General features: G+C 67.2%; 19 protein-coding genes. 11 read left to right on the top strand and 8 right to left on the bottom strand.

Going from position 1 to position 21,621, the window contains the following annotated elements:
- Window positions 1–82 precede the first annotated feature (82 nt).
- The gene (locus tag AC3ITW_RS00740) at window positions 83–853 is read right to left on the bottom strand and encodes a hypothetical protein (RefSeq protein ID WP_041864454.1); all 771 of its coding nucleotides are present in this window, start codon (window positions 851–853) and stop codon (window positions 83–85) included.
- 379 nt (window positions 854–1,232) lie between these two features.
- Entirely contained in the window at window positions 1,233–1,871 is a 639-nt protein-coding gene (locus AC3ITW_RS00745) for a response regulator (RefSeq protein WP_004135047.1), read from the bottom strand.
- A 75-nt stretch (window positions 1,872–1,946) separates the two neighbouring features.
- Here AC3ITW_RS00745 and AC3ITW_RS00750 point away from each other — a divergent pair, with 75 nt between their 5' ends.
- The gene (locus AC3ITW_RS00750) at window positions 1,947–5,546 is read left to right on the top strand and encodes an ATP-binding protein (RefSeq protein ID WP_489389961.1); all 3,600 of its coding nucleotides are present in this window, start codon (window positions 1,947–1,949) and stop codon (window positions 5,544–5,546) included.
- Here AC3ITW_RS00750 and AC3ITW_RS00755 read toward each other — a convergent pair.
- Window positions 5,540–5,941, bottom strand: coding sequence for a c-type cytochrome (locus AC3ITW_RS00755; protein ID WP_100435565.1), 402 nt, complete (start codon window positions 5,939–5,941; stop codon window positions 5,540–5,542). The genes AC3ITW_RS00750 and AC3ITW_RS00755 overlap by 7 nt on opposite strands.
- A gap of 65 nt (window positions 5,942–6,006) precedes the next feature.
- On the bottom strand, window positions 6,007–7,683 hold the full coding sequence (locus AC3ITW_RS00760) for an electron transfer flavoprotein-ubiquinone oxidoreductase (protein ID WP_100435564.1): 1,677 nt from the start codon (window positions 7,681–7,683) through the stop codon (window positions 6,007–6,009).
- 316 nt (window positions 7,684–7,999) lie between these two features.
- Here AC3ITW_RS00760 and AC3ITW_RS00765 point away from each other — a divergent pair, with 316 nt between their 5' ends.
- Complete coding sequence (locus AC3ITW_RS00765; RefSeq protein WP_041864455.1) at window positions 8,000–9,163, top strand: acyl-CoA dehydrogenase family protein; 1,164 nt, start codon at window positions 8,000–8,002, stop codon at window positions 9,161–9,163.
- A gap of 151 nt (window positions 9,164–9,314) precedes the next feature.
- Here AC3ITW_RS00765 and AC3ITW_RS00770 read toward each other — a convergent pair whose 3' ends face one another.
- A complete protein-coding gene (locus tag AC3ITW_RS00770) occupies window positions 9,315–10,190 on the bottom strand; it encodes a LysR substrate-binding domain-containing protein (protein WP_004135208.1) in 876 nt (291 codons plus the stop codon).
- 103 nt (window positions 10,191–10,293) lie between these two features.
- Here AC3ITW_RS00770 and AC3ITW_RS00775 point away from each other — a divergent pair, with 103 nt between their 5' ends.
- Together AC3ITW_RS00775 and AC3ITW_RS00780 are read left to right on the top strand one after the other, a co-directional pair.
- On the top strand, window positions 10,294–10,611 hold the full coding sequence (locus tag AC3ITW_RS00775; protein ID WP_004135210.1) for a carboxymuconolactone decarboxylase family protein: 318 nt from the start codon (window positions 10,294–10,296) through the stop codon (window positions 10,609–10,611).
- An 11-nt stretch (window positions 10,612–10,622) separates the two neighbouring features.
- Window positions 10,623–11,015, top strand: coding sequence for a tautomerase family protein (locus AC3ITW_RS00780; RefSeq protein WP_012509718.1), 393 nt, complete (start codon window positions 10,623–10,625; stop codon window positions 11,013–11,015).
- 46 nt (window positions 11,016–11,061) lie between these two features.
- Here the strand turns inward: AC3ITW_RS00780 and AC3ITW_RS00785 are convergent, their stop codons facing one another.
- Window positions 11,062–11,541, bottom strand: coding sequence for a tRNA (cytidine(34)-2'-O)-methyltransferase (locus AC3ITW_RS00785; protein WP_012509719.1), 480 nt, complete (start codon window positions 11,539–11,541; stop codon window positions 11,062–11,064).
- A gap of 69 nt (window positions 11,542–11,610) precedes the next feature.
- On the bottom strand, window positions 11,611–12,087 hold the full coding sequence (locus tag AC3ITW_RS00790; RefSeq protein WP_004135276.1) for an XAC0231 family protein: 477 nt from the start codon (window positions 12,085–12,087) through the stop codon (window positions 11,611–11,613).
- A 415-nt stretch (window positions 12,088–12,502) separates the two neighbouring features.
- Here AC3ITW_RS00790 and AC3ITW_RS00795 point away from each other — a divergent pair, with 415 nt between their 5' ends.
- From AC3ITW_RS00795 to AC3ITW_RS00810, 4 genes are all read left to right on the top strand, one after another.
- Window positions 12,503–15,352: a M16 family metallopeptidase gene (locus tag AC3ITW_RS00795; RefSeq protein WP_100435563.1), complete on the top strand. Its 2,850-nt coding sequence runs from the start codon at window positions 12,503–12,505 to the stop codon at window positions 15,350–15,352.
- Window positions 15,353–15,556: 204 nt separating this feature from the next.
- Complete coding sequence (locus AC3ITW_RS00800) at window positions 15,557–15,874, top strand: DUF4156 domain-containing protein (protein ID WP_005407628.1); 318 nt, start codon at window positions 15,557–15,559, stop codon at window positions 15,872–15,874.
- 103 nt (window positions 15,875–15,977) lie between these two features.
- Window positions 15,978–16,994 (top strand): 3-oxoacyl-ACP synthase III, encoded by a 1,017-nt coding sequence (locus AC3ITW_RS00805; protein ID WP_004135358.1) that lies wholly within the window; start codon window positions 15,978–15,980, stop codon window positions 16,992–16,994.
- A 116-nt stretch (window positions 16,995–17,110) separates the two neighbouring features.
- The gene (locus AC3ITW_RS00810; RefSeq protein WP_033835519.1) at window positions 17,111–18,001 is read left to right on the top strand and encodes an alpha/beta fold hydrolase; all 891 of its coding nucleotides are present in this window, start codon (window positions 17,111–17,113) and stop codon (window positions 17,999–18,001) included.
- A gap of 115 nt (window positions 18,002–18,116) precedes the next feature.
- On the opposite strand, the gene AC3ITW_RS00815 is transcribed toward AC3ITW_RS00810, so the two are convergent.
- Window positions 18,117–18,542, bottom strand: coding sequence for a YkgJ family cysteine cluster protein (locus tag AC3ITW_RS00815; RefSeq protein ID WP_004135417.1), 426 nt, complete (start codon window positions 18,540–18,542; stop codon window positions 18,117–18,119).
- Window positions 18,543–18,646: 104 nt separating this feature from the next.
- On the opposite strand from AC3ITW_RS00815, the gene oleC reads away from it, so the two are divergent.
- The 3 genes from oleC to AC3ITW_RS00830 all read left to right on the top strand — a co-directional run bounded on the left by oleC (window position 18,647) and on the right by AC3ITW_RS00830 (window position 21,532).
- Window positions 18,647–20,305: an olefin beta-lactone synthetase gene (gene oleC, locus AC3ITW_RS00820; protein ID WP_489389962.1), complete on the top strand. Its 1,659-nt coding sequence runs from the start codon at window positions 18,647–18,649 to the stop codon at window positions 20,303–20,305.
- Window positions 20,302–21,294, top strand: coding sequence for a 2-alkyl-3-oxoalkanoate reductase (gene oleD / locus AC3ITW_RS00825; protein ID WP_485617225.1), 993 nt, complete (start codon window positions 20,302–20,304; stop codon window positions 21,292–21,294). Before oleC ends, oleD begins: the two co-directional genes overlap by 4 nt.
- A gap of 82 nt (window positions 21,295–21,376) precedes the next feature.
- Window positions 21,377–21,532 (top strand): DUF1328 domain-containing protein, encoded by a 156-nt coding sequence (locus AC3ITW_RS00830; protein WP_004153593.1) that lies wholly within the window; start codon window positions 21,377–21,379, stop codon window positions 21,530–21,532.
- The last annotated feature ends 89 nt before the right edge of the window (window positions 21,533–21,621 follow it).

Consider the following 21,621-nt stretch of genomic DNA (forward strand, 5'->3'; position numbering starts at 1 on the left):
GGATGCCGCGAATCGCCAACCGGACTCATCCGTGAGTCAAGAACATGTCGGTCAACAGGTAACCCGCGTGTGCGGGTGGGAATCAGCGCGCCAGGTACTGCTGGGTCGCGCTGTCGAAGCGGTAGTGCACGGCGTCGCCGGCACCCAGTGCGCGGGTCTTGCCCGGGCTTTCGATGGTGGTGCCCTTGAAGCTCACGGTCAGCTGCGGCAGGCCGTTGCCGTCGGCAATGAAGGCCAGGTCGCCATCGCTGTCGGTGCACGGCATCACGTTGCCGTCGTCGCAGGCGGCGCTGTTGTCTTCGCCGGTGCGCACCGAACCCACATAGCGCCAGACCTTGCTGTCCACGTCGTCTTCGCTGCGCTTCGGGTTGAACAGCAGCAGGGCGTAGCCGCTGCCGCTGATGCCGCGGTCGAAGCTGCTGGTCGGCACTGCCAGCAGCAGGCGGCCATCGGCCGTGCGATGTTCGAGCGGCTTGCGCCGGGTATCGATGTCGTCGGCCTTGTCGTAGGCGCCGAGCGCGCCGATGGTCCATTCCTGGCCACGGAACTTCCACGGCTTCTTCGCATCGCCGCCGGCCAGCACGAAGGTGGCCTCGGCGAGGTTGGCGCGGTCATCCGGGCCGGCCGGCTGCTGCTCGCCGGGCTTGCCGTAGTGCTCGCGGGTATCCCAGGAGAACCCGGTGTAGTAGGTGGTGCCGTCGAGCGTGAACTGATGGCCGAACCAGAAGGTCGCCACGCTGCCGTTCTGGACCTCATAGGAGGTCGCGCCATCGCCGTCCTGCTGGTAGGTGAAATACATCACGGTCGGCGCGTCGGGCGGGGTGACGGCGGTATCGGGGGAAGTGTTCTGCATCGGGGCAACATCCTGTCGGGGCGCATTGGCAGCCTGCGCGTGCGCGCCGGGCTGGGAGGACGAGGGAGCCGGGTCGGCGGCGCTGCAGGCGGCAGCGGAAAGAGAGACGAGCAGGCACGCCGCGAATGCGCGCAGGGGCGGCAACGGCAGGGTCCAACGTAGTTTTGGGGGGTGATGCATGCGCCTCTCCATGGTCAGCGTTGCCGGGCCAGACGGCCGGCAGGAAACCGCACCCCATCCACCGGGGGACAGGAGCGAGGACATGAGCCGGTCGATTCCTTCGACCTCGCATTGAGAACTCATGCCAGACCATCTTGGCACAGATCGGCGGCCGGTCAAAGAGGGCGGTGGCAGATGCCCTTCTTGTGCGATCTGGCTCTCAGATCTTGCCGTCGCGCAGGTAGTCGAACAGCTCGGCGTCGCCCTTCAGGCCCAGTTTGAGCATGGCGTCACCCTTCTGCCGGCTGATGGTGCTGACGCTCTTGTGCAGCTGCAGCGAGATCTCCTTCACCGTCATGCCAGTGCCCAGCAGCCGCAGCACCTCCACCTCGCGCGGCGACAGTGGCTTGCCGTCGCCCTCGCGCATGCGCCAGCTGCCGGCGGCCTCGACCCGTTCGCGCAGGCTGCGGCTGATATAGGGCTGGCCGCGATAGACCGCCTGGATGGCCTGCGGCAGTTCGTCCATCGACGAGCTCTTGTCGACCAGGCCGAGCACGCCGCTGTCGAGCACCATGCGCAGGATCGCCAGGTTGTTGGAGACGCTGAGCATGAGTACCGGCAGGTCGGGATGGCGGCGGCGGATCATGCCGATCATGGCGAAGCCGTCGGCCTGGGGACTGCCCGGCATCGAGTAGTCGGTGACCAGCAGGTCGCAGGGTTGGCTGCCGAGCAGGGTCATCAGCGCCTGCGCGCTGTCGGCTTCGCCGACCACGCGGCCCACCCCGCTCGATTCGATGACGGCACGGGTACCGATACGGACCACCGGGTGGTCGTCTGCGATGATGATGCGCAAGCTCATGCTCTAGTATGGCCACCGGGCACGCCGGACCGCGACCATCGCGGTTCCTGGCAGGATTCTAGGAGATCGACGCCGATGCGTAGCTGGGCTGTTCGCGGGCTGGTCCTGCTGCTGGCCGTGCTGGTGCTGCCTGCCGCACCGGTACAGGCCGTGCCAGGACTGCTGCCGCTCACTCCCCTGCAGCGCGAGTACCTGGCCGCGCATCCAAGCATCGTCGTGGGCCAGTATGACAGCGGCTGGCCGCCGTTCGAGTCCCTCCGTGATGGCCAGCAGGTCGGCCTGGGGCCGGATTATCTGTCGCTTCTCGCCCGTCAGCTGGGCGTGAAGGTCGAGGCACGGCGCTATCCAGACTGGACATCCGTGCTGGATGCGGCATGTCGTGGCGAGATCGATGTAGTGATGAATGTCGGTCTCAGTGCCGACCGCACCCGCTGCATGGTCTACACCGCCGCCTATGGCGAGGCACCGCTGGCCCTGGTGGGACGCCCGGATGACCTGCGTGCCTCCGACATCCCCGACCTGGATGGGCTGCGGGTGGTGATCGAGCAGGACTTCCTGACCGGCCCGCAGGTGCGGGCGCGCTTTCCCCGGGCACGACAGCTTGTCGCAAACAGCTCGCTTACGGCGCTGCAGATGGTCAGAGACGACAAAGCTGACGTTTACATCGGCAATGCCTATGTCGCCACCGAGCTGATCGCCAGCCAGCGCCTGCAGGGCGTGGTGCTGCTGCGCCCCAGTGACCTGCCGCCCGAGCAACTGCACTTCGGCATACCCAACAGCAAGCAGCCACTGGCCGAAGCACTGGATCTGGCTCTGGCTGCGACCAGCCAGGCGCAGCGTGATGCGCTGGTGCAACGCTGGCTGCCGTTGCCACAGTGGTCGGCATCGGCACGGCTGGCGCTGAGTCAGGCCGAGAAGCGGGTGCTGGAGCAGCCGCTGAAGATCGGCTTCGCGCCGAACGCGGCGCCGTTGTCGTTCGCCGACAAGGAAGGCAAGCCCAGTGGCCTGGCCAGCGAGTATCTGCGACGGCTGCTGCAGGCCGGTGCCAATCTTCAGCCGGAGAACAGCCACGACTGGTATGAGGTGCGCGAGAAGGCGCGCCGCGGCGAGCTGCAGGCGGTGATGGGCATTCCTGCCGATTCGCGCTATCTGGGGCCGGACTGGGTGTTCAGCCAGCCCTTCATCAGCGTGCCGAACGTGATCGTCAGCCGCGTCGACAGCCCGGCGCTGCTGGGCCTGTCGGACCTGCAGGGCAAGCGCGTGCTGCTGTCCGATCCCGAGCGCATACGCGGCTACGTGCTGCAGCAGGCCCCCAGCGCACGGATCATCGCCGCGCGCAGTGCCGAGCAGGCGCTGCAGCGTCTTGCCGCTGGTGAAGCCGATGCCTACGTGGGCAACCTGGCACTGGTCGATCACCTGCTGCGCAGCAGCTTCCCGGGGCGCCTGCAGGTGGCCGCCCCGGCCGGCTTCAACGACCAGCTGGTGCTGGCCGTGGAACGCCGCCATGCGGCCCTGGCCACCACCTTCGACCGCCTGCTGCTGCAGATGACGCCGCGCAAGCGTGAAGCGTTGCGTGGCGACTGGCTGGCGGTGGAGTACCGCAATGGCATCGACTGGAGGCACGCGCTGCGCTGGGGCCTGCCACTACTGCTGGTATTGCTGACTGCCCTGCTGGTGCACGGCATCGGGTACTGGCGCCTGCGTCGCGAGGTGGCCGGGCGGCGTCATCTGGAGCAGCGCCTGGCCGAGGTCACCGACAACCTTCCCGCCGTGGTCTACCAGGCACGGCGCGATGCCGATGGCACTCTCGGTTTTCCGTTCATTGCCGGCGACCTGCAGGCGCTGTTCGGCATCACCCGGCAGCAGGCCGAGCAGGACGCGAAACTGCTGCTGGAACGCATCGAGGAGGAGGATCGCGAACGCATCCTGCAGGCGGTCGAGCAGGCCGCACGCCAGTTCGCGCCGCTGATCCTCGAGTTCCGACTGCGTGCCGATGCGGGCGGTGCGCGCTGGGTGCGCAGCCAGGCCCAACCCTATGCGGCAGAGGCAGGGGCGGTGACCTGGAGTGGCTACTGGGTGGACGTCAGCGAGGCACGTGCGCAGGCCGAGGCCCTGACCGCGGCCAAAGCCGAGGCCGAGCAGGCGGCGGAAGCGAAGTCACGCTTCCTGGCCACGATGAGCCATGAGATCCGTACACCGATGAGTGGAGTGCTGGGCATGCTGGAAGTACTGGCGCATTCGCCGCTGGATGCCGAGCAGCAGCGCATCCTCGGCGTGATCGAGGATTCGGCGCAGATGCTGCGGCAGATCCTGGATGACATTCTTGATTACTCGCGGTTGGAGGCCGGTGCGCTGCGCCTGGAGCCGGTACCGCAACCGCTGCGGCCGCTGCTGGAAAGCGTATGCCGGTTGTTGTCGGCGCAGGCCAGTGCACGCGGGCTGGCGTTGCTGGTGGAGATCGATCCACAGCTGGCACCGGCACACGAAGTGGATGGCGTGCGCCTGCGCCAGATCGTGTTCAACCTGCTCAGCAACGCCATCAAGTTCACGGCGCGCGGCGAAGTGCGGCTGCAGCTGGAGGTGCTGGGGCCTACCGCCGAGGATGGCAGCCAGCCGCTGTGCCTGAGCGTGACCGACACCGGCATGGGCATCGCACCGGAGCAGCTGCAGCATCTGTTCGCGCCGTTCACCCAGGCCGGTGCCTACATCCAGCGCGACCATGGTGGCACCGGCCTTGGCCTGAGCATCAGCCAGCGCCTGGTGCAGATGATGGACGGCGAACTGGCCCTGCACAGCACGCTGGGCGAAGGCACCCGCGCCGAAGTGCGGTTGTCGCTGGTGGAGGCCGGCAGCGGTGATGTTGAAGCGCTGGTGGCCGAGCAGGAACAGGCCTCGCTGCTGCCCCCGGCGCTGCGCCAGGCGCGGGTGCTGGTGATCGAGGACCACCCGACCAACCAGGCGATGATGGCCTGGCGCCTGCAGCAGCTGGGCGTGCCGCACGTGATGGTCGGTGATGGCCAGCAGGGGCTGGATCGGCTGTTGTCGGAAAGCTTCGACCTGGTGATCACCGATTGCCGGATGCCGGTGCTCGATGGCTTCGGCTTCACCCGGCTGCTGCGCGAGCGCGAGGGCCGCAATGGCCAGCCGCGCCTGACCGTGCTGGCGCTGACCGCCAGCGTGCTGGACGACGATGCGCGCCGTTGCCGCGAGGCCGGCATGGACGAGGTACTGGCCAAGCCGCTGTCACTGGCCACGTTGCGCGCGGCGCTGCTGCGTTGGTTGCCGCAGGCACAGGGCCAGTCGTTCGCCGAACCGGTGACGGAGGTGGTTGCCGACGACGGCATGGCGCTGCCGGATCTGTCCACGTTGCAGCAGCGCTTCGGCTCACGCGCGGTGGCGATCCAGCTGCGCGACAGCCTGCTGCAGGCCAGCGAAGGCGATCTTGCCGCCGTGCAGCGCGCGCTGCAGGCCGGAGATCGAGAGGCGGCCGCGCTGCACCTGCACCGGCAGGCCGGTGGCCTGGGCGCAATAGGTGCGACGGTGCTGGCCGGGCAGGCCAATACGCTGGTGGAGCGCCTGCAGGATGCGGCCGAGACCGATCCGGCGGCGGTGTTCGCAAGCGTGGCCGAATTCGTGGCGCGGCTGCAGCAGCAACTGCAGCGCCTGGCTCACTGAGTCGACTGCTGCTGCAGGTAGGCGATCACCAGCGCACGGCGTTCGGCACTGGGGAAGGCGTTGTACATGCGCGTACCCGGCACCACGTGGGTGGGCGACTGCAGGAAGGCATCCAGGGTCTGCGCGCTCCAGGTGATGTCGGCGCGGCGCATGCCGTCGGAGTAGCCGTAATCGGGCAGGCTGCCGGCACGGCGACCGAGCACTCCATGCAGGTTCGGCCCGAAGCGATGGATGCCGCCGGGTTGTACGGTGTGGCAGCCCGCACAAAGTTCAAACGCGCGCTGCATGGCCTGCTGGCGCGCCTGTTCGGGCGTGGCGGGGGCTGACGGCGGGCGCTGACAGGCCGTGGCCGCAAGGGCCACGACGACGGCGATGAGCAGGCAGGCAGCACGCATGGGCGGGCAGGATAGCGATGCAACGGGGCAGGTGGGCTGCGACACGCAGTCGCAGCCCGTGGCGATCACATGCCCGAGTAGTTCGGGCCGCCACCGCCCTGCGGGGTCACCCAGACGATGTTCTGGGTGGGGTCCTTGATGTCGCAGGTCTTGCAGTGCACGCAGTTCTGCGCATTGATCTGCAGCCGCGCGTCGTTGCCTTCACCGACGAATTCGTACACGCCGGCCGGGCAGTAGCGCGCTTCCGGGCCGGCATACTCGGTCAGGTTCACCTTCACCGGAATGCTGGCGTCCTTCAGCGTCAGGTGACTGGGCTGGTCTTCGGCATGGTTGGTGCTGCTCAGGAACACCGAGCTGAGGCGATCGAAGGTCAGCACGCCATCGGGCTTGGGGTAGGCGATGCGGGTGTGCTTGGATGCCGGCTCCAGGCAGGCGTGGTCCGGGATGCTGTGGCGCAGCGTCCACGGCGGGTTGCGCACGCCCAGCTTCGGCAGCAGCCACTGCTCGATGCCGGTCATCAGCGTGGCCACGGTCTGGCCCTTCTTGAACCACTGCTTGAAGTTCTTCGACAGCTTCAGCTCGTCATGCAGCCAGCTGGTTTCAAAGGCAGCCGGATAGGCGCTCAGTTCATCGTGCTGGCGATCGGCGGCCAGCGCGTCGAAGGCGGCATCGGCGCACAGCATGCCGGTCTTGATCGCGGCGTGGCTGCCCTTGATGCGGCTGACGTTGAGGAAGCCCGCCTCGCAGCCGACCAGCGCGCCACCCGGGAACACCGTCTTCGGCAGCGACATCAGGCCGCCGGCGGTGATCGCGCGCGCGCCGTAACCGATGCGAGTGCCGCCTTCCAGATGCTTGCGGATGGACGGGTGGGTCTTGAAGCGCTGGAACTCTTCGAACGGGCTCAGCCACGGGTTCTTGTAGTCCAGGCCGACCACGTAGCCGATGGCGACCTTGCCGCCGTCGGCGTGGTACAGGAAGGCACCGCCGTAGGTGTCGCTGTCCAGCGGCCAGCCAGCGGCGTGCACGACCAGGCCCGGCTCATGCTTGGCCGGATCGATCTGCCACAGTTCCTTGATGCCGATGCCGTAGGCCTGCGGGTCCTTGCCGTCATCCAGCTTGAAACGGCCGATCAGCTGGCGGCCGAGATGACCGCGCGCGCCTTCGGCGAACACGGTGTACTTTGCCTGCAGGGCCATGCCGCGTTCGAACGCGGGGCCGCGCGTGCCGTCCTTCTCGATGCCCATGTCGCCGGTGGCCACGCCGATGACAGCGCCGTCGTCGCCGTACAGCACCTCGGCGGCGGCGAAGCCGGGGAAGATCGCCACTTCCAGCGCCTCGGCCTGCTGGGCCAGCCAGCGGGTGACCTCACCCAGGCTGATGATGTAGTTGCCTTCGTTGTGGAAGCACTCGGGCAGCAGCGCGTTGGGCGTGCTGCGTGCGCCGGTTTCGCTGAGGAACAGGAATTCGTCGCGGGTGACCTTCTGCTTCAGCGGTGCGCCGCGCTCGGCCCAGTCCGGGAACAGTTCGGTCAGCGCGCGCGGGTCCATCACCGCACCGGACAGCACGTGCGCGCCCGGCTCGGAGCCTTTCTCCAGCACGCACACCGACAGCTCGCGACCGGCTTCGATCGCGCGCTGGCGCAGGCGGATCGCGGTGGCCAGGCCGGCGGGGCCGGCGCCGACGATCACCACGTCGAATTCCATTACTTCACGCGGGGGCAGGGCGTTGGCTTCAGCGCTCATCGATTGCATGACTCGTGGGTAGTGCCGGCATCGGGGCCACCGGCGGTTGCCTGGGAATCGCGCGTGCGGCCACGGCGAAACGGTTGTTTGAATGTTGTCAGGGTACCGGGCTGCGCCGGATCCAGCTAGATCGCCGATGTTCACGCCATGATTGTTGCAGTGCAGCGTAATGCGCGTGTCCGGGTAGGTGCCAACCTTGGTTGGCACAGTGTTTCACCGCCCGGACCCGCTTCCGTGTGGACCAAGGTCCACACCTGCCAGACGTGATGCTTGCGGATGACCGACAATGTCCGGGTCCCGACTGCGTGTGAGTGCCATGGCTTTGGATCCGTACGACCTGTTCGATGTCCGTTCCCTGCTCAGCGAGGAAGAGCGCGCGGTGCAGGAGAGCGTGGCCCGCTTCACCGACGAGCGCGTGCTGCCGATCATCGGCGATGCCTTCGACCAGGCGCGCTTCCCGTCGGAACTGGTGCCTGAGATCGCCTCCTTGGGCCTGCTCGGTGCGACCCTGCCCGGCGAATACGGCGGTGGCGACCTCGGCGCGGTCAGTTACGGCCTGATCTGCCAGGAGCTGGAACGCGGCGACTCAGGCCTGCGTAGTTTCGTGTCGGTGCAGAGCTCACTGTGCATGTACCCGATCTACGCCTACGGCAGTGAAGAACAGCGCCGGCAGTGGCTGCCGGCGATGGCGCGCGGTGAGCTGATCGGCTGCTTCGGCCTGACCGAGGCGCATGGCGGTTCCGATCCGGCCAGCATGAAGACCCGCGCGGTGCGCGATGGCGACGACTGGCGCATCAACGGCAGCAAGATGTGGATCACCAGCGGCCCGGTGGCCGACCTGGCCATCGTCTGGGCGCAGACCGAGGACGGCATCCAGGGCTTCGTGCTGGAAAAGGGCATGCCGGGGTTCACCACGCAGGAGATCAAGCACAAGATGAGCCTGCGTGCGTCGCTGACCGGTGCGCTGTTCTTCGACGACGTGCGCGTGCCCGACAGCCATCGCCTGCCCAACGTGAAGGGCCTGAAGGGACCGCTGGGTTGCCTGACCCAGGCGCGTTTCGGCATCAGCTGGGGGCCGATCGGTTCGGCCATTGCCTGCCTGGACGAAGCGCTGGGCTATGCCAAGGAGCGCGTGTTGTTCGGCCGCCCGCTGGCCGCCACGCAGAGCGCACAGATCAAGCTGGCCGAGATGGCACGCCGCATCACCATGGCGCAGCTGCTGGCGTTGCAGCTCGGACGCCTGAAGGAAGCCGGCCAGCTGCAGCCACAGCAGGTGAGCCTGGCCAAGTGGAACAACTGCCGCATGGCGATCGACATCGCCCGCGAATGTCGCGATCTGCTGGGCGGCGCCGGCATCACCACCGAGCATGTAGCGATCCGGCATGCGCTGAACCTGGAATCGGTGATCACCTATGAAGGCACCGAGACCGTGCACCAGCTGGTGATCGGCCGCGAGCTGACCGGCATCAACGCGTTCTGACAGCTATCCACGCATGGCGTGGACCTGCCGGCATGGCGGTAGTCGCCACCCCTGGTTGGCGCTCCCGTGCCGACCACGGTCGGCATCTGCCAGGCGATCATCGACGCGTGGCGTGGATCCACGGGCACAGGGTGCGTAGATCCACCTGTGGTCAGGCGGATCGAGCCATCCCCGGCACCGAGGTGTGCACGGCGTTTTCGATGATCGCGGCCAGCTGCTGCACGGCGGTGCCGGGGCGTGCCTGGTTCCAGCACAGCAACAGATTGATCGCCGGCAATGTCGGCAGGTCATGGCGGATCCGCAGGTGGTCCGGCATTCCGGCAGCGGTGCGTACCGTGACCCCAAGCCCGGCAGCCACCGCTGCCCAGATCGCCGCCAGGCTGCTGCTCGAGAAGCTTTCCCGCCATTCCAGACCGGCATGGTCGAGGGCGTCGCAGGCGCGTTGGCGCATCAGGCACGGGGCTTCAAGCGTGGCCAGGCACACCGGCCCGCCAGCGGGGGCCGGGTCGGCGCTGCCGATCCAGTGCAGCGGCAGGCGGCACAGATGCTGGGAATAGGGCCAGTCATGGTCATCGCCCCAGACCAGTGCCAGATCCAGCGTGTCGCGGGCCAATGCCTCCATCAAGGTCGCCGTGCGACAGACCCTCGCATCGATGCGCAGCTGCGGGTGCGCCTGTGCGAAGCGCGACAGGATGCCGGGCAGCAGCGATGCTCCGAAATCCTCGGCGAGTCCGACCCGGATGGCGCCCTGCAACGGAGCGCCGCGTACGGCCTGGATGGCTTCGTCGTTCAATTCCAGCAGTCGACGCGCATAGCTGAGCAGGGCTTCGCCCTGCGCGGTGGGCGTCAGGCCGCGGCCGGTTTTCTCCAGCAGTGGCGTGCCGATCTGCGCCTGCAATCGCTTGAGCTGGGCGCTGATGGCCGACGTGGAGAGATGCAACTGCTGTGCGGCCAGAGCGAAGCTGCCCAGCTCCACGCCGGTCACGAAGCTGCGCAGGACTTCCAGATCCAGATGTAATCGCGACATGCCGGGAATGTCCACATATATGGGATCGACACTCAATAATATTCCAATTTATTGGAATGATAGCGGCTGCTAGGGTGGCCCTTCCTCTTCTTCGGCCGGCCCCATGCAAGACACACCCACTACGCTCCGGTCCCTGTCCGGCGTGGTTCCCAAGCTGGTCGATCTGACCGAACAGGTGCTGTTTGCCGACGTCTGGCAACGACCGGGCCTGTCCCCGCGCGAACGCAGCCTGGTGACCGTCGCTGCACTGGTGGCGCTGTACCGCCCCGAACAGCTGCCGGGGCATCTGCAGCGTGCCGTTGGCAATGGACTCGACCGCGACGCTCTGGCCGAGGTCATCACCCATCTCGCGTTCTATGTGGGCTGGCCGGCGGCATTCTCGGCCGCGACCGTGCTCGCCGCGCTCGACCCTTCCCCCTGAGGAGCACCTCAATGCCGTACGCACGCATCAGCCTGCACAAGGGCCGTTCCCGTGATTGGCTGGCCGCGTTCTCGCGCAGCCTGCAGCAGTCCCTGGAAGAGGCATTCGATGTTCCGCCGCACGATTGCTTCCAGGTGTTCCATCAATGCGATCCAGGCGAACTGGTGTTCGACCCTGATTACGCGGGCGGACCGCGCAGCGAGGGATTCGTGCTGATCCACCTCACCGCCGGGCGCGTCCGCAGTGCGGCGCGCAAGCAGTCGTTCTACGCACGGCTGGTGCAGCGATTGGCAGCCAGTCCCGGCATACGCCCGGAGGACGTGATGATCGTCATCGGAACCACCAGCGAGGAGGACTGGTCGTTCTCGCAGGGGCGCGCGCAGCTGCTGGAGGCGGTGGACTGAGCGGCTTCGACGCTGCGCGCGAAGAACATCCGCGCGGGGCGTGGATCTACTGGCCGCCGGCAAACCCATGCTGCCGCCAGGCCTCGTACATCACCACTGCAACGGTGTTGGAAAGATTGAGGCTGCGGTTGTCCGGCCGCATCGGCAGGCGCAGGCGGTGGCCATCCGGCAATGCATCGAGCACGTCCTGCGGCAGGCCGCGGCTTTCCGGGCCGAACAGGAACGCATCTCCGTCATCGAAGGCCACGCTGTCATAGCGGACGCTGGCCCGGGTACTGAGTGCGAACAATCGTTTGGGTGCGATACGCGCCAGCGCCGTGTCCAGGTCAGGATGCACCTGCAGGCGTGAGTACTCGTGGTAGTCCAGGCCGGCGCGCTTGAGCTGCTTGTCTTCCAGTGCGAAGCCGAGTGGCTCGACCAGGTGCAGCTGCGCGCCGGTGTTGGCGCAGAGCCGGATCACATTGCCCGTGTTGGGCGGGATTTCCGGTTGGAACAGGATCACATGGAACTGGGGCGCGGCATTCATCGGCGCAGTGTACCTGCGACGACCGCCGCCTTTACGGCGCACGCCCTGCACGGGGCAGGGCGGCACCGGTTACGGGCGCAGCAGGACCTGGGCGGTTTCGGTGGCCAGGGCCTGCAGGTCGGCGGCGCTCGGGCGAACCTGCATTGCCGGCAGGTTGGTGATGACCTGGTTGGCGACGCTGGTGGCAGCAGCAGCCAGGGTGGCGGCATAGCGCTGGGCTTCCTGCTCGGCGACCAGGGCGACACGCTGCTCCAGGCTCGGGCGAACTTCCACCGAGGCCAGGGTGGTGATCGGCATCGCGGCAGCAACCGGGGCGGCGACGTAGCCGTTGCGCTCGGCCAGCTGGTCGCTGCTCGGGCGAACTTCCACCGTGGCCAGGGTCGGGATGCCGCTGGCCTGTTCCCAGGCCTGCTGGGCCAGCTGGTCGGCGGCCGGGCGAACCTGCACGGTGGACAGGGTCTTGATGGATTCGGAGGCCTGCACCGACGAAACAACCGCGGTGCCGGCGATCAGGGCGATGGCGATGGCAATGGTCTTGGCGTTCATGACGGGGCCTGTTTGGTGTTGGTGAGCAGTGGTGTGGTAGTAAGGTAGTACACCGATTCTGGGCTTGCAAGGAAAATTTTCGCTTTCCTTCTTTTGTTCAGTCTTCAGTCAGCTTTCGTCTGAAGCCCTTCCTGGCGCAGGGAATGCCAAGCAATCCCCGTGCCAACTTTTAATCATTGATTTGAAAGGGTTTTTGCCGGTCAGAAAGTGTCCGCTGGGCGGACACCTGTCCATTCGACGCGCTGCGGACACTGTCCGGACGATGGCTGCCGGTGCATGTGACCGCCCAGGACACGGCCGTGAGGGGCCGCGGATGGCGCACAGGGGCAAACACCCCCAGTGACTGGCGACCGATTCCTGCCGCTGCGTGCGCAGGCTAGGATCGGGGTTCACCTATGTGACCAAGGATCTGGATATGTCTCTCGCCCTTCGCCCGCGCGCTGCACTGCTGGCCGTCGCCCTCAGCACCGCCCTGGGCACGCTTGCGCCCACCTCCGCGCTTGCCGCCAAGCCGGCGGCACCGGCCAAGGTCGATATCCCGTTTGAGCAGTTCACCCTGCCCAATGGCCTGCGCGTGATCGTGCATACCGATCGCAAGGCGCCGATCGTCGCGGTCAACGTCTGGTACCACGTCGGCAGCAAGGACGAGCCGGCCGGCCGCACCGGCTTCGCGCACCTGTTCGAACATTTGATGTTCCAGAGCAGCGAAAACCACGACGGCGAGTACTTCGAGCCCTTCAAGCAGGTGGGTGCCACCGGCCAGAACGGCACCACCAACACCGACCGCACCAACTACTTCGAGAACGTGCCGACCACCGCGCTGGACATGGCGCTGTGGATGGAGTCGGACCGCATGGGCCACCTGGTCGGTGCGATCGACCAGGCCGCGCTGGACGAGCAGCGTGGCGTGGTGCAGAACGAGAAGCGCCAGGGCGAGAACCAGCCCTATGGCCAGGCCTGGGATCAGCTCAACAAGGCGCTGTACCCGGTCGGCCATCCGTACCACCACGGTGTGATCGGTTCGATGAACGATCTCAACGCCGCTTCGCTGGACGACGTGAAGACCTGGTTCCGCACCTGGTACGGCCCGAACAACGCGGTGCTGGTGCTGGCCGGTGACATCGACCTGGCCACCGCCAAGGAAAAGGCCGCCAGGTACTTCGGCAGCATCCCGGCCGGCCCGAGCATGGCGCAGCCGGCGGTGAACGTGGCCAAGCGCAGCGCCGATACCCGCGAGACGATGACCGACAAGGTGCCGCAGGCGCGCATCTACCGTGCCTGGAACGTGCCGCAGGTCGGCACCACCGACATCGATCAGCTGCAGCTGTTCGCCGAAGTGCTGGGCGGTGCCAAGTCCTCGCGCCTGAGCCAGCGCCTGCAGCACCAGGACAAGCTGGTGGACAGCATCGGCTCGGGCCTGTCGGCCTCGCAGCTGGGCTCCAACTTCGTGATCGTGGCGACCGTGAAGCAGGGCCAGGACCCGGCCAAGGTCGAGAAGATCATCGACGAGGAACTGGATCGCCTGATCAAGCAGGGCCCGACCGCGGCCGAGCTGGAGCGCGCCAAGACCGGTGCCCGCGCCGGCTTCATCCGTGGCATCGAGCGCATTGGTGGCTTCGGCGGCAAGGCCGATGCGCTGGCCGAGTGCGCGGTGTTCACCGGCGACCCGGGCTGCTTCCGTACCTCGCTGGCCAACATCGACAAGGCCAGTGCCGCCGACCTCAGCCGCCTGGGCGCACAGTGGCTGGACAAGGGCAGCCACACCCTGGTGATCGCACCGGGTGAGCGCGTGGCGCTGAAGGAAGATCCCAGCCAGGCACCGAAGCCGTTCAACGTACCGGCGGTGGACCCGAAGTACAGCACCCTGCCCGAACAGGTGGACCGCAAGGCCGGTGTGCCGCAGACCCGCGAATTCCCGCAGCTGAAGTTCCCGGCGTTGCAGCGCGCCACGCTGAAGAATGGCACCCAGGTGATCCTGGCCGAACGCCATGAGATTCCGGTGGTGCAGTTCAGCTACCAGTTCCCGGGCGGCTTCAGCGCCGACCAGGGCCGCAAGCCGGGTACCGCCAACTTCACCATGAGCCTGATGACCGAAGGTGCCGGCAAGCTCGGCTCGCTGGCCTTCGCCGATGCTGCCGATGCGCTGGGCGCCAGCCTGGATGCCTCGGCCGGCCTGGACTCGATGAGCGTGGACCTGTCGGCACTGAAGGAAAACCTGGCACCGTCGCTGGCGCTGTACCGCGACCTGCTGCGTGAGCCGCGCTTCGAGCAGGGCGAGATCGACCGGGTCAAGGCGACCTGGATCGCCGGCATCCAGCAGGAGAAGGTCAACCCGGGTGCGGTGGCGATGCGCGTGCTGCCGCCGCTGCTGTACGGCAAGGGCCACCCGTATGCCATTCCGTTTACCGGCAGCGGTGACGAGGCGGCGATCAATGGCCTGACCCGCGAAGACCTGGTCGACTTCCACCAGGATTGGCTGCGCCCGCAGAACGGCACCCTGATCGTGGTCGGTGACACCACCCTGGCCGAGATCGTGCCGCTGCTGGACAAGCAGCTGGCCGACTGGAAGGCGACCGGCGAAGCGCCGCAGGTGAAGGCGGCCACGGATGTGGCGCTGCCGAAGGGCCCGCGCGTGTTCCTGATCGACCAGCCGGGTGCAGTGCAGGCCAATCTGTTCGCCGGCCAAGTGGTGCCGCCGTCCAGCGCCGCCAGCTCGACCCGCTTCGATATCGCCAACGGCGTGATCGGTGGCGACTTCACCTCGCGCCTGAACATGAACCTGCGCGAGGACAAGCACTGGTCATACGGTGCGCGCAGCAGTGCGAGCAACTCGGTGGGCCAGCGGCCGTGGATGGCCAGCGCACCGGTGCAGATCGACAAGACCGGCCCGGCGCTGGCGGAAATGCGCAAGGAAATCGCCGCGTTCGCCGATGGCAGCAAGCCGGCCACCGCCGGCGAGGTCAACCGCATCCGCAACATCCAGACCCTGAGCCTGCCTGGTGCCTACGAGACCGCCAGCGCGGTGGCCGCAAGCATCGGCTCGATCGTGCAGTTCAAGCGTCCGGATGACTACGTGCTGCGTCGCAAGGCCGAGATCGAGGCAATGACTCCGGCGCAGGTGCAGCAGGCCGCCGCCGAGATCAAGCCGCAGGCACTGACCTGGGTGGTGGTGGGTGACCTCAAGCAGACTGAAGCGGCGGTGCGTGCGCTGAATCTGGGTGAGGTGACGGTGATCGACGCCGAAGGCAACCCGGTCAAGAAATAAGGGATGCGCCTGCCCGCCTCGGCGGGCAGGCCTCCGGTGATAGCGCCGGGCCATGCCCGGCGGTTTTTTTGGCGGCCAGCAATGCCGCGCTGCGCGCTCGCCGGGCATGGCCCGGCGCTACCGGGGGATCTGACCCCACCCACCGGCTACCCCCGATTCAGACGGTTCAGGCAGAATCCCCCCATACCCTTCCAGGATCTGCCCATGCGCGTTCTGCTGCTTTCCTCCCTGCTGCTCACCGTCACCGCCTGTACCTGGGTGCCGATCGAACCGGCCGGCAAGGCGACCCGCGTGCTGCCGGCAGGCCCGGTTCCCGCTGGCTGCATCGCCAAGGGCGAGGTGGTGGTCACGGTGAAGAGCAAGGTTGGTTTCTACAACCGCAACCCGCTGCGCGTGCAGGAAGAGCTGGAAACCCTGGCCCGCAACGAGGCCCCAAGCGCCGGTGCCAATGCCGTGCAGGCCGCTGCCGCACCGGCCGATGGCAGCCAGCGCTTTGCCGCATTCCAGTGCCCGCCGCGCTGAATGCTTCACCATACGGCCAAGCCTGAATTCGTAAAGATGCGGTGAAGGCCCCGGGAGTTATAGAATAGCGCCCCCTTTTGCCTGAGCCTTGGCGCTAACCTCGATGCTCTTCAAGAATGTCTCGATCGCCGGCCTGGCACACGTTGATGCGCCGCATACGCTGACGACCAAGGAAATCAACGAGCGGCTGCAGCCGACGCTCGATCGCCTTGGTATCCGCACCGACGTGCTCGGCGATATCGCCGGCATCCATGCCCGCCGCCTGTGGGACAACGGCGTGCTGGCCTCCGACGCCGCCACCATGGCCGGCCGCAAGGCGCTGGAAGACGCAGGCATCAATGCGACGCAGGTCGGCCTGCTGGTCAACACCTCGGTCAGCCGCGACTACCTGGAGCCGTCCACCGCGTCGATCGTCTCCGGCAACCTCGGCGTCAGCGACGAGTGCATGACCTTCGACGTCGCCAATGCCTGCCTGGCCTTCATCAACGGCATGGATATCGCGGCGCGCATGATCGAGCGCGGTGACATCGACTACGCGCTGGTGGTGGACGGCGAGACCGCCAACCTGGTGTACGAGAAGACCCTGGAGCGGATGACCGCGCCGGACGTCACCGCCGACGACTTCCGCAACGAACTGGCGGCGCTGACCACCGGTTCGGGTGCCGCTGCCATGGTCATGGCGCGCTCGGAGCTGGTGCCGGACGCCCCGCGCTACAAGGGCGGCGTGACCCGCTCGGCCACCGAGTGGAACCAGCTGTGCCTGGGCAACCTGGACCGCATGGTCACCGACACCCGCCTGCTGCTGATCGAAGGCATCAAGCTGGCGCAGAAGACCTTCACTGCCGCCAAGATCGCACTCGGCTGGGCCGTGGAAGAGCTGGACCAGTTCGTGATCCACCAGGTCAGCCAGCCGCACACCGCTGCGTTCATCAAGAACTTCGGCATCGACCCGAAGAAGGTCATGACCATCTTCGGCGAGCACGGCAACATCGGCCCGGCCTCGGTGCCGATCGTGCTGAGCAAGCTCAAGCAGCTGGGCAAGCTGAAGAAGGGCGATCGCATCGCGCTTCTGGGCATCGGCTCGGGCCTGAACTGCTCGATGGCTGAAGTGGTCTGGTAAAAAAGTCACCGCTGACCTGCTGCGCGATTGCCTCGCCAATCGCTCGCGACGGACAGCGATGATCTTCCAAGTGTCCAAGGGCCGGTTCTACCGGCCCTTTCTACAGGTGCGATCCGATGTCCCAGCTTCCCGGTTACCCCGCCCACCCGCAGCGCTTCGAGGTCCGCCCCGGCCTGTCGATGAACTATCTCGACGAAGGCCCGCGCGATGGCGAGGTGGTGGTGATGGTGCACGGCAACCCGTCGTGGAGCTATTACTGGCGCACGCTGGTGGCCGGCCTGTCGGACACGTACCGCTGCATCGTGCCGGACCACATCGGCATGGGCCTGTCGGACAAACCCGATGACAGCCGCTACGAATACACGCTGCAGTCGCGCGTGGACGATCTCGACGCGCTGCTGAAGCACCTGGGCATCACCGGTCCAGTGACCCTGGCCGTGCATGACTGGGGCGGCATGATCGGTTTCGGCTGGGCGCTGTCGCACCACGACCAGGTGAAGCGCCTGGTGGTGCTCAACACCGCTGCGTTCCCGATGCCGGCGGCGAAGAAGATGCCGTGGCAGATCGCGCTGGGCCGCCACTGGAAGATCGGCGAGTGGATCATCCGCACCTTCAACGCCTTCTCGTCCGGTGCCTCGTGGCTGGGCGTGGAGCGGAAGATGCCGGCCGACGTGCGCCGCGCCTACGTGTCGCCGTACAACAGCTACGCCAACCGCATCAGCACCATCCGCTTCATGCAGGACATTCCGCTGTCGCCGGCCGACAAGGCCTGGTCGCTGCTGGAGCGTGCCGGCAAGGCGCTGCCGTCGTTCGCCGACCGCCCGGCCTTCCTCGGCTGGGGCCTGCGCGACTTCGTCTTCGACCATCACTTCCTGAAGGGTTTCCAGGCCGCGCTGCCGCAGGCCCAGGTGCATGCCTTCGAGGACGCCGGGCATTACGTGCTGGAAGACAAGCACGAAGTGCTGGTGCCGGAAATCCGCGCGTTCCTGGACAAGAACCCGATCTGAGAGGTGTGCCGACCAACGGTCGGCACCCACCGGAAGAGGAAATGGGTAGGTGCCGACCGTTGGTCGGCACACCCGAAGGGTTCATGAGGTTGCCGGCCAGCGGCCGGCACTATCACTACGCCGCGATCGGCGCCTGCGGTGACGGGCTGTTGCCGTTGTCGTCCGGGTGGTCGTCGTCGTTGCCCGCTTCGTCGCGCCAGCGCCAGTCGGCCAGGGTCAACGGATCCAGGCCATAGGCGATGCGCGCCTTGTCGCACTGCGGGCTGGCCTTGCCGTACTCCCACGATGCATCCACTTCGCGGCACACGCTGGGCCGGTTGGGGTGGATGGTGCAGCGTGAATACACGCCGATCTGCGCATCCAGCGCCACGCAGCGCACCGGCTTGGAGTGGGTGCCGCGCATGCACAGGCGATGCGGATCGAGCACCTCGGTCAGCTGGTGGGGGACGCCGCCGGGCGTGACCTCGTCCGATTCCATCCAGTGGAAGGCCACGCGGTATTGAGTGCAGCAGGCGCCGCAGGTCATGCAGGGATGTTGCATGGGCAAGCCGCCTCGGGCGGCAGTCGGAATCAGGAACGAGGGTGCGGATTTTCCACGAAGTGGGCCGCCGCGCAAGAAATTCCGTAAGCGGCGACAATGAACGGATGAACCGACCCTGCAATATTGCGGCCCGTTTGCCTGAACTGGCGCGTGAACGGCCCGACCAGATCGCCATCCGCTGCCCGGGCCGCCGTGGTGCCGGCAACGGCATGGCCGCCTACGACGTGACCCTGGATTACCGCCAGCTGGACGCCCGCAGCGACGCCATGGCGGCTGGCCTGGCCGGCTACGGGATCGGCCGCGGGGTGCGCACGGTGGTGATGGTGCGGCCGTCGCCGGAGTTCTTCCTGTTGATGTTTGCCCTGTTCAAACTGGGCGCGGTGCCGGTGCTGGTCGACCCGGGCATCGACAAGCGCGCGCTGAAGCAGTGCCTGGACGAGGCGCAGCCGGAAGCCTTCATCGGCATTCCGCTGGCCCATGTGGCGCGGCTGGTGCTGCGCTGGGCACCGTCGGCAACCCGTCTGGTCACCGTCGGTCGGCGCCTGGGCTGGGGCGGAACCACTCTGGCCGCGCTGGAACGCGCTGGCGCCAACGGGGGGCCGATGCTGGCCGCTACCGATGGCGAGGACATGGCCGCGATCCTGTTCACCAGCGGCTCCACCGGCGTGCCCAAGGGCGTGGTTTACCGCCACCGCCACTTTGTCGGCCAGATCCAGCTGCTGGGCAGCGCCTTCGGCATGGAAGCGGGCGGCGTGGACCTGCCGACCTTCCCGCCGTTCGCGCTGTTCGACCCGGCACTGGGCCTGACCTCGGTGATTCCGGACATGGACCCGACCCGGCCGGCACAGGCCGACCCGGCACGCCTGCATGACGCCATCCAGCGCTTCGGCGTGACCCAGCTGTTTGGCTCGCCTGCGTTGATGCGGGTGCTGGCCCGCCACGGCCGGCCGTTGCCGACGGTCACCCGGGTGACCTCGGCCGGCGCCCCCGTGCCGCCGGATGTGGTCGCCACCATCCGCAGCCTGCTGCCCGCCGACGCGCAGTTCTGGACCCCGTACGGCGCCACCGAGTGCCTGCCGGTGGCGGTGGTGGAAGGCCGCGAGCTGGAGCGCACCCGCGCGGCCACCGAGGCCGGTGCCGGTACCTGCGTGGGCAGCGTGGTTGAACCGAATGAGGTGCGCATCATCGCCATCGATGACGCACCGTTGGCCGACTGGTCGCAGGCGCGCGTGCTGGCCACCGGCGAGGTGGGCGAGATCACCGTGGCCGGACCGACCGCTACCGACAGTTACTTCAACCGCCCGCAGGCCACCGCGGCGGCGAAGATCCGCGAGACGCTGGCCGATGGCAGCACGCGCGTGGTGCACCGCATGGGTGACGTGGGCTACTTCGATGCGCAGGGCCGCCTGTGGTTCTGCGGCCGCAAGACCCATCGCGTGGAAACCGCACAGGGGCCGCTGTACACCGAACAGGTGGAGCCGGTGTTCAATACCGTGCCCGGGGTTGCGCGCACGGCGCTGGTCGGTGTTGGTCCGGCCGGTGCGCAGGTGCCGGTGCTGTGCGTGGAGCTGCAACGTGGTCAGTCAGACAGCCCGGCGCTGCAGGAAGCGCTGCGTGCGCACGCAGCAGCCCGCGCGCCAGAAGCCGGCCTGCAGCACTTCCTGGTGCATCCGGCGTTCCCCGTTGATATCCGTCACAACGCCAAGATCGGCCGCGAGAAGCTCGCCGTCTGGGCCAGCGCCGAACTGGAGAAGCGCGCATGAAGATCCTGGTCACCGGTGGTGGTGGTTTCCTTGGCCAGGCGCTGTGCCGCGGTCTGGTCGAACGTGGTCACCAGGTGCTGGCGTTCAACCGCAGCCACTACCCGGAACTGCAGGCCATGGGCGTGGGCCAGATCCGCGGCGATCTGGCCGATGCGCAGGCGGTGCTGCATGCAGTGGCCGGCGTCGATGCGGTATTCCACAATGGCGCCAAGGCCGGCGCCTGGGGCAGCTATGACAGCTACCACCAGGCCAACGTAGTCGGCACCGACAACGTCATCGCGGCCTGTCGTGCACATGACATCAGCCGCTTGGTCTACACCTCCACGCCCAGCGTGACCCACCGCGCCACCCATCCGGTGGAAGGCCTTGGTGCCGACGACGTGCCATACGGCGAGGACTTCCAGGCGCCGTATGCGGCGACCAAGGCGATCGCCGAACAGCGCGTGCTGGCCGCCAACGATGCAACGCTGGCCACGGTGGCGCTGCGCCCGCGCCTGATCTGGGGCCCGGGCGACCAGCAGCTGGTGCCCCGCCTGGCCGAACGCGCACGGCAGGGCCGCCTGCGCCTGGTCGGCGATGGCAACAACAAGGTGGATACCACTTACATCGACAACGCCGCGCTCGCGCACTTCCTCGCTTTCGAGGCATTGGCGCCGGGTGCCGCGTGTGCGGGCAAGGCCTACTTCATTTCCAACGGCGAACCGCTGCCGATGCGCGAGCTGGTCAACAAGCTGCTGGCCGCTGTGGGTGCGCCGACGGTGGACAAGGCGATCAGCTTCAAGACCGCTTATCGCATTGGTGCGGTCTGCGAACGGCTGTGGCCGCTGTTGCGCCTGCGCGGCGAGCCGCCGTTGACCCGCTTCCTGGCCGAGCAGCTGTGCACGCCGCACTGGTACAGCATGGAGCCGGCACGCCGGGACTTCGGTTACGTGCCGCAGGTCAGCATTGAAGAAGGGCTGCGCAGGCTGAAGGCTTCATCTGCCGCATAGATCGCCGTCACTGGCTGCACACCGCCAGATCGGGAGTATGGACCCACGCCATCCAACGGCCCGGACATCTGCGAGGAGCGCCATGCTGCATTACGCCGTCATCTTTTTCGTCATCGCCATCATCGCCGCCGTGCTCGGCTTCTCCGGCATCGCCGGTGCTGCCAGCAACATTGCCTGGATCCTGTTCGTTGTGTTCCTGGTACTGGCAGTGATTTCGATGTTCCGCAAGCGCGGCTAGAAGACCGCAAGGTAGTGCCGGCCGCTGGCCGGCACTGCTCTTTCCGGTGGGTGCCGACCGTTGGTCGGCACGCCATCGTCTGGTAGGTG

The organism is Stenotrophomonas sp. KH_052 (assembly GCF_057838755.1).